Annotated in this window: 10 protein-coding genes; 9 read left to right on the top strand and 1 reads right to left on the bottom strand. The window is 63.5% G+C overall.

Annotated features, from left to right (window positions below; all coding sequences use genetic code 11):
• The first annotated feature begins 51 nt into the window (after positions 1-51).
• From XarjCFBP7645_RS10005 to XarjCFBP7645_RS21380, 9 genes are all read left to right on the top strand, one after another.
• Positions 52-1,410, top strand: coding sequence for an alpha/beta hydrolase (locus tag XarjCFBP7645_RS10005; protein ID WP_104537370.1), 1,359 nt, complete (start codon positions 52-54; stop codon positions 1,408-1,410).
• Positions 1,407-2,936 carry a GMC family oxidoreductase gene (locus XarjCFBP7645_RS10000; protein ID WP_104537369.1) on the top strand — a complete coding sequence of 510 codons (1,530 nt, stop codon included), beginning with the start codon at positions 1,407-1,409 and terminating at the stop codon, positions 2,934-2,936. The genes XarjCFBP7645_RS10005 and XarjCFBP7645_RS10000 overlap by 4 nt, the downstream gene beginning before the upstream one ends.
• A 44-nt stretch (positions 2,937-2,980) precedes the next feature.
• A complete protein-coding gene (locus XarjCFBP7645_RS09995) occupies positions 2,981-3,784 on the top strand; it encodes an SDR family NAD(P)-dependent oxidoreductase (protein ID WP_104537368.1) in 804 nt (267 codons plus the stop codon).
• A gap of 373 nt (positions 3,785-4,157) precedes the next feature.
• Positions 4,158-7,274 (top strand): TonB-dependent receptor domain-containing protein, encoded by a 3,117-nt coding sequence (locus XarjCFBP7645_RS09990; RefSeq protein ID WP_219842094.1) that lies wholly within the window; start codon positions 4,158-4,160, stop codon positions 7,272-7,274.
• A 25-nt stretch (positions 7,275-7,299) separates the two neighbouring features.
• Positions 7,300-9,048 (top strand): gamma-glutamyltransferase, encoded by a 1,749-nt coding sequence (ggt, locus tag XarjCFBP7645_RS09985; RefSeq protein WP_104537366.1) that lies wholly within the window; start codon positions 7,300-7,302, stop codon positions 9,046-9,048.
• 332 nt (positions 9,049-9,380) lie between these two features.
• A complete protein-coding gene (locus tag XarjCFBP7645_RS09980; protein ID WP_104537365.1) occupies positions 9,381-11,522 on the top strand; it encodes a TonB-dependent siderophore receptor in 2,142 nt (713 codons plus the stop codon).
• 29 nt (positions 11,523-11,551) lie between these two features.
• A complete protein-coding gene (locus XarjCFBP7645_RS09975; RefSeq protein ID WP_104537364.1) occupies positions 11,552-12,295 on the top strand; it encodes a hypothetical protein in 744 nt (247 codons plus the stop codon).
• A 20-nt stretch (positions 12,296-12,315) separates the two neighbouring features.
• The gene (locus tag XarjCFBP7645_RS21695) at positions 12,316-12,495 is read left to right on the top strand and encodes a hypothetical protein (RefSeq protein ID WP_181126277.1); all 180 of its coding nucleotides are present in this window, start codon (positions 12,316-12,318) and stop codon (positions 12,493-12,495) included.
• Between the two features lie 328 nt (positions 12,496-12,823).
• A complete protein-coding gene (locus tag XarjCFBP7645_RS21380; protein WP_146096314.1) occupies positions 12,824-13,105 on the top strand; it encodes a hypothetical protein in 282 nt (93 codons plus the stop codon).
• A gap of 243 nt (positions 13,106-13,348) precedes the next feature.
• On the opposite strand, the gene XarjCFBP7645_RS09965 is transcribed toward XarjCFBP7645_RS21380, so the two are convergent.
• A complete protein-coding gene (locus XarjCFBP7645_RS09965; RefSeq protein ID WP_104537362.1) occupies positions 13,349-14,602 on the bottom strand; it encodes a LysR family transcriptional regulator in 1,254 nt (417 codons plus the stop codon).
• Positions 14,603-14,605 lie beyond the last annotated feature (3 nt).

The raw sequence follows: 14,605 nt of genomic DNA, 5'->3' as shown, positions 1-14,605 counted from the left end.
GCCGTGGACGAAACGCCGGTCATCATGTGCGCTGGCGGATAGAGGTGTTACATGGCGAAACCGACGCTGTTCTTCCTGCACGCCCTTGGGTCCAGCAGCAACGAGTGGTCTGGTGTGATCCAGCGATTGGAAGCGCGTTTCGATTGTGTGGCGCTCGATATTCCCGGTTTTGGAGAGGCGCCGCCGATCGAGCATGTCGACACCGCCGCACTGGTTGCCTGGTTTGTCGAAGAGGTGATTCGGCGGCAACCGACGTGCTGGTTTGCGATCGGGCACAGCATGGGCGGAAAGATCGCCACCCTGGCAGCAGCGCAGGCGCGCGATGGCACGGCCGGGCTTGCCGGACTGGCCGGCGTGATCCTGGTCGCTGCGTCGCCACCGGCGCCCGAGCCGATGGATGAGTCTCGCCGACGTACGATGCTTGCCTGGTTCGAAAACGGCCATCCCACGCGGCAAGAGGCGGAGCAGTTCATCGACGATAACTGTGCGATGGCGCTGCCAGCACCGGTCAGGGACGCAGCTGTCGACGATGTGCTGCGAACCAGTGCGAGAGCATGGATCGCCTGGCTCGCGCATGCCAGTCGCGAGAACTTAAGCGCGCAGGCAGGCTGCGTGGAGGTGCCCGCGATGATCATCGCCGGCAATGAAGATGGCGACCTGGGCGAAGCCGCGCAAACAGCGCTGAACGCGCCGCACTATCACCATGCGCGTATCGCCGTCGTGGCTGATGCGGCGCATCTGATCCCGTACGAGCAACCGCAACACCTGGCCCAGCTGATCGCAGCGCATGTGGATCGCAGCGTGGGCAAATGCCTGCCCGATGACTTCGTCACGCTGCTCAATATGGAGCGGGTTGCCCCGCGCATGCGCAAGCTGCTGCTCAGTCGGCATGCCGGCCCACCCGCCGGTGCGCAAGGCGTGCTGAGCCAGCATCAACTGGGAACACTCGGCGCAGTCGTCGCACGTGTCCTGGATGGGGCCAGCGATGCGGGCGAGATTGCACGACGAATCGATATCCAGCTTGCCGAAGGTGCGGGAGATGGTTGGCGCCATGCAGCGTTGCCACCCGATCGGCTTGCGGTGCCGTTGGGCCTGGACGCGCTCGACGCGCTGACGACCGGCTTTGCTGGTCTACCCGTAGAGATGCAGGATCAATGGCTGCGTCAGGTGTCGCGATCGATGGCCGGCGATCCTTCGGCGCACGGGCTGGATGCAGCGCAGCTGGCGCACTGGTTCGAGGACGTGCGCGCCGAAGCCGTGCGGACCTGGGTCAGCCTTCCCGCCACGATGGCTGCACTGGGATACGACGGCTTCGCGGTTGGCGGTGCCGGTCTCGACAGCCCGGGCTATCAGCACACCGCAGCCGACCGGCAGGAAGCCTGGCAGCTTCCTGCCGAAGGCTTGCGATGAGCCCGGGCGTGCACGACGCCGCAGTCGATGTGGTGGTGGTAGGCAGCGGGGCAGGCGGCGGCCCGCTGGCCGCACGGCTCGCGCAACGAGGTCTCTCGGTGGTGGTGCTGGAGGCGGGTGCGGCCTTCAGTCCCACGTCCCATCTGCCCGATGAGCTGACGGCCGGCATCTACTGGATGGAGGAGCGCCTGAGCGGCGGGCAGACGCCAACCGCGTTTGGCGCCAATAATTCCGGTTCGGGCATGGGCGGTTCGACCCTGCATTGGGGCGCCTTTTGCCCGCGTCCGGACAAGCGCGATCTGAGCCTGTCGACGCACACCGGGCAGCACGGCATGGACTGGCCGATCGCGCATGAAGAGCTGCTGTCCTATATCCACCGCGTCGAGGAGTTCATCGGCGTCTCCGGGCCGGCGCACTATCCGTGGGATCCCGAGCGCAGCTACGCCTATCCGCCGCCGCAACGCAATGCGTCGGCCAACGCGATGGAGCGCGGTTGCCGCACGCTTGGCATCACCGCCACCGATGCGCCTGCCGCGTTGGTGACCAGGGCGCACGCGCAGCCGCACCACGGCAGGCGCGCGGCCTGCAACAACTGCGGCGCCTGCCATCAGGGGTGCAGCAACGGCGCCAAGGTGAGCGTCGATACCACCTGGCTGCCGCTGGCGCGCGCGCACGGCGCCCAATTGCGACCCGATTGCCGGGTCATCGACATAGAGCGCGGCGCCCGGGGCATGGTCAGCGCGGTGGTCTATCAACAGAACGGACGCGAACTGCGCCAGCGTTGCACGAGCTTGTTCCTGTGCGCAGGCGGCGTGGAAACACCGCGCTTGCTGCTCAACCTGGGGCTGGCCAACTCAAGCGGCCAGGTGGGGCGCAACTTCATGGCGCATGTGGCCACCCAGGTGTGGGGAGAGTTCGATGCAGACATGCGCATGAACCGTGGCTACCCCTCGTCGCTGATCACCGAGGACATGCTGCGCCCGGCCAATGCCGATTTCATCGGGGGCTATCTGGTGCAGAGCCTGGGCGTGCAGCCGATCACCCTGGCCAACACCCTGGCACGTGGCGCAGGCATGTGGGGGAGGGAGCTCGTAACGACCATGACGCGCTACAACCGCCTGGCCGGCATCGGCATCAATGGCGACTGCCTGCCGCAGGACGGCAACCGGCTGACCCTGTCCGACGAGCGCGATGCCTTCGGCCAGCGCAAGGCGCGTATCGACTTCAGCTACGGGCCCAACGAACGTGCGATTGATGCCCACGCGCGCGCATCGCTGCACGCAATCTGGGAGGCAGCCGGTGCCCAACGCATCTTCGCCGCCGCTCGCTCCGCACACACGCTGGGCACCTGCCGCATGGGCACGGACCCGGAGCAGGCCGTGGTGGACCCGGACGGCCGCGCATTCGATATCGCCAACCTCTACATCTGCGACAACTCGATTTTTCCAAGTGCACTGGCAGCCAATCCCGCGCTGACGCAGATGGCACTTGGCCTGCGCACGGCGGAGCGCTTTCTCGCCCGCTAATTGCGCGCTTACCCCCCACCTTTCTCTACCACCAGGAGTTCAGCATGGATCTCGGAATCAACAATCGGATCGCCCTCATCAGTGGCGGCGACTCGGGAATGGGCAAGGAAACCGCGCGGCAGCTGCTCGAAGCCGGCGTGCGCGTGGCGATCACCGATCTTGCGGACGGCACGCTCGACCAGGCAGTGGCGGAACTGTCGGGCCTGGGGCAGATCATCGCCATCGAAGGCGATGTCACCCGCGAGCAGGACGTCACCGCCATCTGGGCGCAGGTGCGCGAACAACTGGGCGACCCCGACATCTACATCAACGCAGCGGGCGTCACCGGCGCAACCGGTGATTTCCTGGAGGTCAGCGATGCCGGCTGGCTCGAGACGCTGGACATCAACCTGATGGGCGCGGTGCGCATGTGTCGCCAGGCCATTCCCGCCATGCGCCGCAAGCAATGGGGCCGGATCGTGCTGTTCGCCTCGGAAGACGCCGTGCAGCCCTATGTGGACGAGCTGGCCTATTGCGCATCGAAGGCGGCAATCCTGAGCCTGGCCAAGGGCCTGTCCAAGGCCTACGGAGCGGACAACGTACTGGTCAATACGGTGTCGCCCGCCTTCATCGCAACCCCGATGACCGACAAGATGATGCAAAAGCGCGCCAGCGAAAACGGAACCACGTTCGAGCAGGCGATCCAATCGTTCCTGGACGAAGAGCGTCCCGGCATGGTGCTCAAGCGACGTGGCCGCCCGGAGGAAGTGGCTTCGGCGGTTGCCTTCCTGTGCTCCGAGCGCGCCAGCTTCATCAACGGCGCGGGTATCAGAGTGGATTCGGGATCGGTTTTTACGATCGCTGGCTGACACGTTTGCTGATTGCATCCATACGGCACTCGTCAATGAATCAACGAGAGCGCCTGCTCGATCGCAGATCGCATTCTGCGATCGAGCAACGTGGAGGCTGATCTTTAGCGGATCGAGTGGCGCTAGAGCTAGAAACTATCGTTAAGACGAGAAGCGGTGTTTCAGCCAAGAGCAGTTTAGTAGTCTGCTGCACGAGCGAGTGTGGCGATCATGGATATGGAGACTCCAGGTGCCCGACCAAAGAAGATGTCGGAGGAAAATCCGTTCGAAAACGCTCTGATGGGCATCCGGTGGCAGGCCACTAATTCATATCGACATCACTATCGGCAATGATCGGAAACTGAGGAAAGCACGCATGGGCTACTAAGATCCAATGACGCGTCGCAGCAGATCGACGCATCCGGATGTGGGGACCTTTTTGATGTTGCACACGCGCTTGTCGCTCGCCGCTGCCGTTTCAGCTGCTCTTTCGTTATCCGCACATGCCCAGGGGCCGGCAACCGATCTTTCCGGCATACAAACTCCTAGCGCCAAGACCCTGGACAGCGTCAGCGTTGTCGGCAGCCAGATCCAAGGTGGTTCGGCCGCGGCCGCACTCCAGGTCACTTCGCTCGATCGCCAGCAGGTGGATGCCACCGGCGCCACAGGCGGTGATGAGCTGTACCGCACTATTCCGCAAATGGGCGATGTGTCGTTCAACCCCACAAATGGTGCGACCAGCAGCAACTTTTCGCGCGGCGACGTGGGTTCGGTCGACTTGCGAGGCCTTGGTGTGGGCAATACGCTGATGTTGTTGAACGGCCGCCGCACCGTGGTGCACCCAGGCAGCCAGGCCGATGACAACCTGGTTCCGGTCCTGACCTACAACGCCAATGCTATTCCGGTGGCCGGCGTGTCCCGCGTTGAAGTGCTACGCGACGGTGCCTCGGCCATTTATGGCTCCGATGCGGTAGGCGGCGTCGTGAACAATGTGCTGCAGAACAACCTGCTGGGCGGCTGGCTGGAACTGCGGTACGGCGGCGCTGAGGGCACCAGCCTGCGCCAGAGCGACATCAGCGGTGCCTACGGCTGGGACTTCCGCGACGGAAGGGGCAACGTATCGGTATTCCTCAACCAGACCCGCCGCAGCGACTTGCCCGCCGGTGATTTGGACTACGCCGCGTCCAGTGACAAGCGGCCACTGTTCGAGGGCACGCGGTTTGAAGGAGTCAGCAGCCTCGACATGCGCAACACGTTGAGTGCGTGGGCAGACCTGGCCGTGCCATCGTCGTTCGGTCGTGTCACCCGCAACGGCAACGCGTTGACCAGTGCGGCCGGCGCATTCCATATCCAGCCGAGCACGAATGGCGGCTGCGCTGCACCACTGGCCCAGGGACTATGCGTAGATGATGGCGCACGTGCCACCGCCGGAGCCGATCGCAACCTGCGATACGACAGCGCTACGTATCCGCTTTCGCTGCTGCCTTCGCTTGTGCGCCGTAACGTCTTTGTGACCGGTCACTACGCACTCAATGACGACGTGGAAGCCTACGGTGAATTGGGCTGGTACCAAGCAGATACCCGCGCCCTGCAAAGCCCAGTGTTCACCATCGGGTCCACCAAGGTCACCATTCCCGCCAGTAACTACTGGAACCCGTTCGGAGCGACTACGTTGCCCGACGGCAGTCCGAATCCGAACCGGATTTCCGGCTTGAACATCCCTGCATCGGGGTTGCCTGTCACGCTCAATAACTACCGTTTCATGGACCTTGGCCCGACCCTGGTCAAGGTGGAGAACACCCAGGCGCGCATACTCGGCGGCCTGCGTGGACACTGGAACGGCTGGGACTGGGACAGCGCGTTGCTTTATTCCCAAGCGCAAGTCGTGGATCGCCAGGACGGCATCAGCTCTACGGCGCTACAGCGTCAATTGGCATTGTCCACCCCGGACGCCTACAACCCGTTCAACGGCGGCGACTTGCTGTTTCCTGCCACGGGCGGGGATGCCACGCCGAGTAGTCAAGCCGCGCAGGAGGCGATTCGCGTAGCGTCTACCCGACGCAGCCGCACCACCCTTGCCCTGGGTGACTTCAAGCTCTCTCGCACCGATCTGCTGCAGCTGCCAGGCGGCGACGTCGGTGCCGCAGCGGGCATCGAGTTTCGACGCGAGACCCAGTTGGATGACCGCGACGCACGCGTGGACGGCAGTCTCGGTTTCGTCGATGCGGTGACCGGCGAGGTACAGACCGCCGACTTGTTCGGCGTCAGCCCCACGCCCGATACCCGCGGTTCGCGCAACGTATGGTCGGCCTATGTGGAATTGGCCGCGCCGCTGATATCCCCGGAAATGGAGGTGCCATTGGTTCGCTCGCTTGACGTGCAACTGGCCGGCCGCTTCGAGCGCTACAGTGATTTCGGCAATGTGGCTAAGCCGAAAATTGCGGCCGCCTGGGAAGTGTTCGACGATTTTCGCGTGCGCGGTTCCTGGTCCGAGGGGTTTCGTGCGCCCAATCTGGAGCAGGTCAATGCCAGTTTGGTCACCCGTGGCAACACCCGCACCGATTGGGTGCTATGCGAGGCCGACCTGCGCGCCGGGCGCATCAGCTCTTTCGCCAACTGCTCGCACAGCGGTGTGGCCACCGCTCAGCGCAGCGGCAATCCAGACTTGGACCCGGAAGAGTCCACGTCGTGGACCGCCGGGCTGCTGTGGACACCCGGCAATGCGCGTCTGGGCCGCTTCAGCTTCAGCGCCGATTACTGGAGCGTTGAGCAGACCGGGATCATCGGCCTGTTTGGAGAGGACAACGCGCTCATCCTCGACTACCTGCTGCGCACCCAAGGCAGCAGCAACCCCAACGTCATTCGCGCCGCACCCACCGCCGACGACGCCGCAGCTGTAGCCGGCACGGGACTGGCACCGGTTGGCACCGTGATCTACGTCAAGGACCAGTATGTCAACCTGCGCCCGCAGACCGTCCGCGGGCTTGACTTCAACGCCAGCTGGCAGAAGGGCACCGATCGCGCAGGCACGTTCAAGGTCGATTTGTCGGCCACGCGCCTGTTGGAGTTTTACCGCGACCCGTCACCTGAAATCGCGGCGCTGATCGCCGCTCGCGATGCCGGTCAACTGAATGCTGGAACAAGCATCTCCGGCGGCGGTGACCTGATCGGCCAGAACGGTACTCCCGAGTGGAAGGGGTCGGGATCGCTGACCTGGCAGTACGGCAAGTTCACCACCGGCGCGTTCGTGCAATACGTTGGAGCGGTGGACGATACCGGCCTGATCGACAGCAGCGGCCGCCCGTGGCGGGTGGATGCGACGACGACGGGAAGCTTGTACGTGCAGTACGCGTTTGGCCGCGACCAGGCCGCCGGCACCCGCGTGCGTCTCGGAGTGCGCAATCTCACCGACGAAACGCCACCGCTGGCGGCTACGGCATCCGGCTATCTAGGCAGTTTGTACGAGCCTTACGGCCGCTACTGGTACGCCAGTGTCCGTCATGCCTTCTGATCGTCTCGCAAACCAAGGATCACCGATGCCCCGCAACGCCTCCACGCCTTTCCCGTCTGCTTGCCGCCGTGCACCGTGGATTGCGCTGCTTCTGCTTGTACTTCCCTCAGCATTCGCCGATGTACCCAACACCGTCCCACGCAAGGGCAACGTCGACGACGCACGCGGCTACCAGCCGATCCACCATCCGCTGCACGCCCGAGGGGGCGTGGTGGTCAGCCAGAGCCGACCGGCGTCCGAGGTGGGTGCCCGGATCTTGCGCGAGGGTGGTAACGCAATCGATGCAGCCATCGCCGTTGGCCTTGCCGAGGCGGTGACCTTGCCACGCGCTGGCAACCTGGGTGGCGGCGGAGCGCTGGTCATCTACGTGGCGAAGGACCGTCGCACTACTGCGTTTGATTACTATGGCTCGGCGCCGGCAGCGACCACCGCCAAGCTTCTGCTGGGTCGCGACGGCAAACCCGAACGAGGCGCGTCGATCTCCTGGAAAGGCGTGGCCGTTCCAGGCACGGTCGCGGCATTCTATGCGGCACACCAAAAGTACGGCAGGTTGCCGTGGGCGAGTCTGGTACAACCAGCCATCGAGCTCGCCGAACAGGGCGTGCGCCTGTCCGACGACGAGGCGATGATCCTGGATTGGGCCAAGCCCACGCTTTGGCGCACGCCGGAAACCCGTGCGCAGTTCTTCAAGCCTGATGGAAGCAGCTACGTCGCCGGCGAGCTCCTGCGCCAGCCGGACCTGGCTTGGTCGCTACGTGAGATTGCACGCGATGGTGCCGACGCGTTCTATCGGGGGGAAATCGCCAAGCGCATCGTCGCTGCTAGCCGCAAGTACGGCGGAATCTTGAGCGCCAAGGATTTGACCAACTATCGCGTGCGCGAGCTGGAACCGGTGCGTTCCACTTATCGCGGCGTGGAGCTGGCGTTGGCGCCGTCGCCCTCGTCAGGTACCACGCTGGCGCAACTGCTCAACCTGATCGAGCCATTTCCGTTGCAACCGGCCGACGCCGGCAGCGCGAAGGCATACCACCTCATTGCCGAGGCAACACGCCTGGCCGGTGCTGACCGCAGTGCCTTCTACGGTGGCCCCCCGCAGCACAACACGCCTAATGAAAGGCTGCTCGACAAGAAGTATGCATACCAGCGCGCCGCGCTGATTTCGCCTGAGCGCACACTGCCAGCCGAGGCGATCAAGGCGGGGGAGCTACTTCAGCAAAGCCCTGATACCACGCATTACTCGGTGGTGGACGCTGAAGGCAACGCGGTAAGCAATACCTATACGCTGAGCAACAATTTCGGCGCGGCGGTGATCGCTCCCGGTACCGGTATCCTGCTCAACAACTCGTTGGGCAACTTCGCCTGGGGTGGTCCCAAGAACTCGCCCAACGCGCCGGCACCGGGTAAACGCCTGGCGACCACCATCACCCCGTTCATTGCCTTCAAGGATGGCAAGCCATGGATCGTGGCTGGCACCCCAGGTGGTGGCTCTATCATCTCGGCGTTGGCGCAGTTCATCGTGAATGTGGTCGACTTCAGACTCAACATCGCCGAGGCCACTGCGCGCCCGCGCATCAACGCTGCGCGCGATGGCACCATTTCCTACGAGCTGGCGCTGTCGCCGGACACGTTGGACAGGCTGGAGGCATTGGGCCATCGGGTCGAGCCATTCATCACCCAGACCAGCATTCAATCCATCGAGATCGCGCCGGATGGATCCGCGTTCGGCTCCGCCGATCCGCGCCGGCCGGATTCGGCTGCAATAGGTGTGGAGTAGCGGTGCGAACCCAGTAGCGGGGAGAAATTTCCGGTTCGGCCATTCCCCACCCTCGTGGACGCTGTCATGCCATGACAGGCTTAGGCTGCGCACGACGGGGCGACCGGTTCATCACCGAACTCGAACGCGCATGAATCAAGGGCATCAAGCGTTCGATGATCTTTTTTCCTGTTCTGCGAGCGTCTGAGGCGGGAGGCGGTCAACCTGACTGACGAAGCGACACGAACAGATCCGTCTCTGGATTGGCAGGCGACCCGCTTGAGGGTACAATAATGCGAACCATTCGCATTTATGGGCTGGATTCTCTTTCCTGTCCTCCCCGCAAGGCAGCCATGTTTCCGCGTCTTTCATTACTTGCGCTAGCGCTGCTGGCAGCAACGCCTGCGTCTGCTTCCGAATCGCCAATTTCCGAACTTGAGCCTGAGCGCTCGACCCAGTCAGTCCAGGCCGATCTGGACACCGTCAGGGTGGTTGGCCTGCGCCAGAACGGATTCACCGTTCCCGACAGCCAGACCGGGCCGTATCGCGGCCTGGACATGCTGGATGTGCCCGCCAATATCAATGTGGTCTCGCGCGATCTGCTGGATGCACAGGGCGCCACCGGTCTTTACGACGCGCTTCGCAACGTTGCCGGCGTCGTGCGCCAGCAGCAGAGTGGGGTGGCTTACGACCAGATTTCGATCCGCGGCATCAACCTTGACAACCGTTCCAGCTATCTGTTCAACGGTGTGCTGCCGTTCGACAACAATGTGCCGATCCCGATGGAAAACAAGGAACGGGTGGAAGTGCTCAAGGGCGCGGCTGCGCTGTACTACGGCTTCGTCACCCCGGGCGGGGTGGTCAACCTGGTCACCAAACGCGCCACTGTCGCGCCGGTGACCTCGCTGTCGCTGTCCGGCGACAACCAAGGCTCGGCGCAGCTGCACGTGGACCTCGGCCGTCGCTTCGGCAGCCATCAACAGTTCGGTGTCCGGGTCAATGCGTTGAGCCAGAACATCCACCTGCCGATCGAGGACGACAACGGTTACCGCCGCATGCTCAGCGCTGCGCTGGATTGGGACGTCAGCAGCGATTTCAGCCTGCACTACGACGTCGAGCGCATCCGCGCTCGCATCACCGAGCAGGCCGCGGTGGTTCCGCCTGCGGCCGTCGGCGGCGTGATCACGCTCCCCGGCATGCCCGATCCCAGCATCCTGCTGTCGATGAAGGGCAAGGACACCTTGTCGGACGCCACCACGCATCTGCTCAGCGGCGAGTACGCGCTCAACAGTGCCTGGACGGCGCGTTTCAGCGTGGGCGAATCGGTCACCCGGCGCGACCGCTGGCTGTGGATCTTCGACAACTACTCGCTACGAACCGGCCAGGGCAGCGTCTATGGAGCCGACCAGAAAGGGCAGGAGTACACCAACAGCAATGCGCGGGCAAACGTGGAAGGCAGCTTCCGCACGGGCAGCGTGACCCACGACCTGCAGATCGGTGTCGATGCCAACAAGCTGTATCAACCCAGTTTCAACACCTTCATGTATCGCGCAGCGCAGAACCTGTACGACCCTATGGAGATTGTCGACCTGATCCGCGCGCCCACCGGATCCAAGACGACGCTGCGCGATCGCGGCTTCCTGGAGCAGACCATCCGCAACAGTGGCGTGTATGCAATGGATCGGATCGGCATCGGCGACCGCTGGCAGCTGATCGGCGCGTTGCGCTATGCGCGCTACGGCACGCGACAATTGGAGACTGCCGATTACGACGTCAGTGCCACCACACCGTCGGCTAGCGTGACCTACAGGCTATCGCCCAAGGCATCTGTGTATGCGAGCTATGTGGAAGGGTTGGAGTCGGGTGGTACGGCGCGGTCGGCCGCCGTCAACGCAGGCCAGGCGTTGCCGGCGGCGGTGAGCCGCCAGAAGGAAGTGGGCGCGCGCTATCGCATGGACAATGGAACGCTGTTTTCCGCTTCGCTGTTCCGCCTGGACCAGGCCTCGGCCGATACCGACGACAACGGCGTCTATGCGCTCAACGGACGCTCGCGTTATCGGGGGCTGGAATTTTCGGTTCAAGGCAACCTGACCGAGAACCTGTCGGCGGCGGTGTCGGGCATGCTGCTGGATGCCCAGATCGTGCAGGCGACCACTGCCAGCCTGGAAGGCAATACGCCCAACAACACGCCCGAGCGCACCGCCAGCCTGTTCTTCAACTATCGCGTGCCCATGCTGGAAGGCTTGTCGGTGAGCGCAGGCGGATTCGCACTGGCATCGCGGCCGATCGATGACCAGAACCGCGCCAGCATTCCCGGCTATACGACCTACGTCGCCGGCGCTGCCTACGCGACCCGGCTGCATGGCGTGCCGACCACGTTCAAGTTCAATGTGGAAAACCTGACCGACAAACGTTACTGGAGCGCGGCTGGCAGCGGGCAATTGGCGATGGGCTTGCCACGTACGATCAGTTTCAACGCCACCTTCGACTTCTGATGCGAGAGGCTGTCTCGATGCGAGTGCGCATGAAATCCATCGCGGTATCGATGGTGCTGGTGGGTCTTTGCAGCCAGTCAGTAGTGGTCCAGGCGGCAAGTCCGAACCTGGCTGGCAAACGCGTGTTCTATGTGACGCGTCTGGACGAGGTACCAGGCGCCACCGAGCGCCAGCGCGACGTCCAGCAACACGGTCTGAGCGCCGACAGAACCGTTGCCACCCATCTGCAGCGGCTTGGCTGCAAGGTGAGTTTCTTCGATCAGACCGTCGACCCTTCCAAGGCGCAGGGCTTCGATCTGGTGGTGCTGTCCTCGGTGGTGCAGTCTCGCGAGATGGCCGACACCGGCTTCAGAAACGTCGCGGTGCCGCTGCTGACCTGGGAGAACGATCTGATGGATTCGCTGCGCCTGACCGGACGACGGAAGGGCGTGGACTACGGTGAGGTGGAGAAAGAGCACTACATCCGCATCATCAATGCACCGCATCCGCTTGCAGGTGGCCTGCGGAATGGCAAGACCTATGTCTATCCGCGCGACGTGATGATGGGTTGGGGCGTACCTGCCAGGGCCGCCAGCGTGATCGCAACGCTACCGGGGGAACCCGACAAGGCGGTGGTCTTCGGCTACGAGAAGGGCGCCACGATGGATTACGACTTCGTCGCGCCCGCGCGCCGTGTGGCGCTGTTCCTGGACAACGACACCTTTTCGAATCTGAGTCCGGACGGACTCGCGCTGTTCGATGCGGCCGTCGACTGGTCGATGCGCACGCCCTGAGTTCGCCAGGACGATGGTACGTGCCGACCGTCGAGATTTATCCGCTTGAAACGTCGCCTGACCTCGAACGCCTCGATTTCGGAGATGCGCAAGAGGCGGCGAATAATGCCTGCAGACAGGGCAATGTTTCCGCGCTTTGCCAAGATCACGATTTCAGCAGGCAAGCGCGGATGCACTTGAGCCACAACTGGTCAAGTTGAACGATCTTACGGCAGCCCAAGCGAAAGCAATGGGACACGAATCGAGAAAACTGACACATGCCCGACGACCTGAAATCGCCCGTTTGTAGGTGCTTGATGGTGAAGAAATATTTATCCCAAGGCGGCAAGTTGAGGGCGGCAATCTCAGCCAAAAATTCGCCCCACGCTCAACGAAGAATCAGCAATCACTCCACAAGTTCAGGAAGTGCCAACTAACTTCCTTGCGGTAGATGGCGCTATCTTTCTTCGTGGGTGGGGGGGCGCGTCGCTGCCGCGCTGCTCTTGCCGTACCCAGCCACCGATTAGGGCGGCGAACAACTCCAGCAAGATGAATCCCGGACTCGTTCTTGCTGTAGAAGGCTCTGTGGCAACTAGAAATTCTTTGAAGGATTACTTCCGGGCTACCGCCAGTACTTCTCGTCTGTCGCTGGACAAGGCAATGAGCGGGGTGGCGCGGCAAGGCCAAGATCGGCCATTTGTGGCAGAGGCGTTTCAACACCTTGGGCTGTATCTCATGGCGACCATGAGCAATGATGAGTTGAGCATGGGCAAGCAACTGGCACTCAAGGCAGTGAGTCAAAGTGGTGGCCTGCCTTTTGCCTTGGCGTAGTGGATTGTCATGTAGCGCGTGCAGCTAACCGAGCAGATCTGATACCCACATCCGATCGGGGAATTTACCTAAGGGCGCACTCCATGGAGGTAACCGAGAAAGGGGGTTGACTCGTCAATAACGCAGAAGATCACGAAGGCCTATCGGGGGTAAGGAGCATGGCAGCTTCCGATCCAAAGCAGACGCTCGCTTTTGGTCAATAGCGAAAGGATGAAGCTGCTTTGAGTCCTGACGCGGCGTCTGTCAGTTAGCTATACCTAAGTGGCGGAACGGCCAGGCCGGGACTCCATCTCGTCGCTGCGCGCAGGCCTGGCGGAAGTTCTCCACGAAGGCGCGCTGCACCGTGGTCGGGTGCCAGTCCGAGCGCATCGTCAGGCCGATCTGACGACGCCCACCGGCGACGTGAAAGGGAAGCTCGCGCAGCAGGCCGGCGCGTTGCTCGAACAGGAACTGGTCGCGCGACATCATCGTCAGCCAGTCGTCCTCGAGCAGCAGCCCGCGCATGACCAGGACCGAGCCCGACTCGACGCGCAGCGGCGGCGGGGAGTATCCATGCTGGTTGAACATGCGCTCCCAACGCTCGCGCATCGGCGCGCCGCGTGCGGGCATAACCCATGGATAGGTCAGTAGCGCATCGATGGAACATTCGGCCTGCACCAGTGGATGCCCGCATCGCGCCACCAGCACCGGTTCGTCGTCGAACAGCATCTCTTGCACGATGTCGGTCACCGGCGGCGGGTGACGGGTCGCGCCGATCAGCACATCCAGGCTGCCCTCGCGCAGGTGAGCCAGCAGTTCGGCGTAGGATCCTTCCGCGACATTGACCGAAGCCGCCGGAAACGCCCGCGCGAACCGGGCCAATACCTGGGGCAGCAGCACCGCACGCGCCAGCGGCAAGGTGCCCACGGCGATGCGGCCGGCGCCCTGCGCGCGTAGCGCATGCAGCTCATCCATCGCCGCCGACAGTTCGGCCAGCGCCAGGCGCACGAAGCGCAGTAAGCGTGTGGCGGCCAGCGTGGGCTGCACGGTCTTGCCCTGGCGGTTGAACAGGGTGACGCCGATCAGCGTGGATAGTTCCTGCACGGCGCGATAGACCGCAGGCTGCGACACGCCGCTGCGCACGGCAGCCAGGGAATAACTGCCTGCCGCTTCCACTGCGATCAGCGCACGCAGCTGCGGCAGCGTGACGCGGCGCTCGACCGCGGGCAGGCCCGGCAGGCGCGCCAGGCGTCGCGCGCGTTGCACGCCTTGCGCCAGGTATGCCAGGGCGCGCTCGATGCGCGCCACCAGCAGCTGGCCCGCCGGGGTGGCGACCATGCCGCCGGGGTGGCGGTCGAACAACGGCTGATCGACCAACCGTTCCAGCCGCGCCAAAGCCTGGGTCAGCGCCGGCTGCGACAGGTTCACCTCGTCCAGCGCGGCCGCAATGCTCCCGCGACGATGAATCGTCGGCACGGCCGCTAGATGCCGCAGGTTGAACTCGGGAATGGCCTCCATCGA

Origin of the sequence: Xanthomonas arboricola (assembly GCF_002940665.1) — a bacterium.
Classification (GTDB): domain Bacteria; phylum Pseudomonadota; class Gammaproteobacteria; order Xanthomonadales; family Xanthomonadaceae; genus Xanthomonas; species Xanthomonas arboricola_B.
The sequence above is the reverse complement of the archived record's forward strand: the minus strand, read 5'-3'. Positions and strand labels throughout refer to the sequence as shown.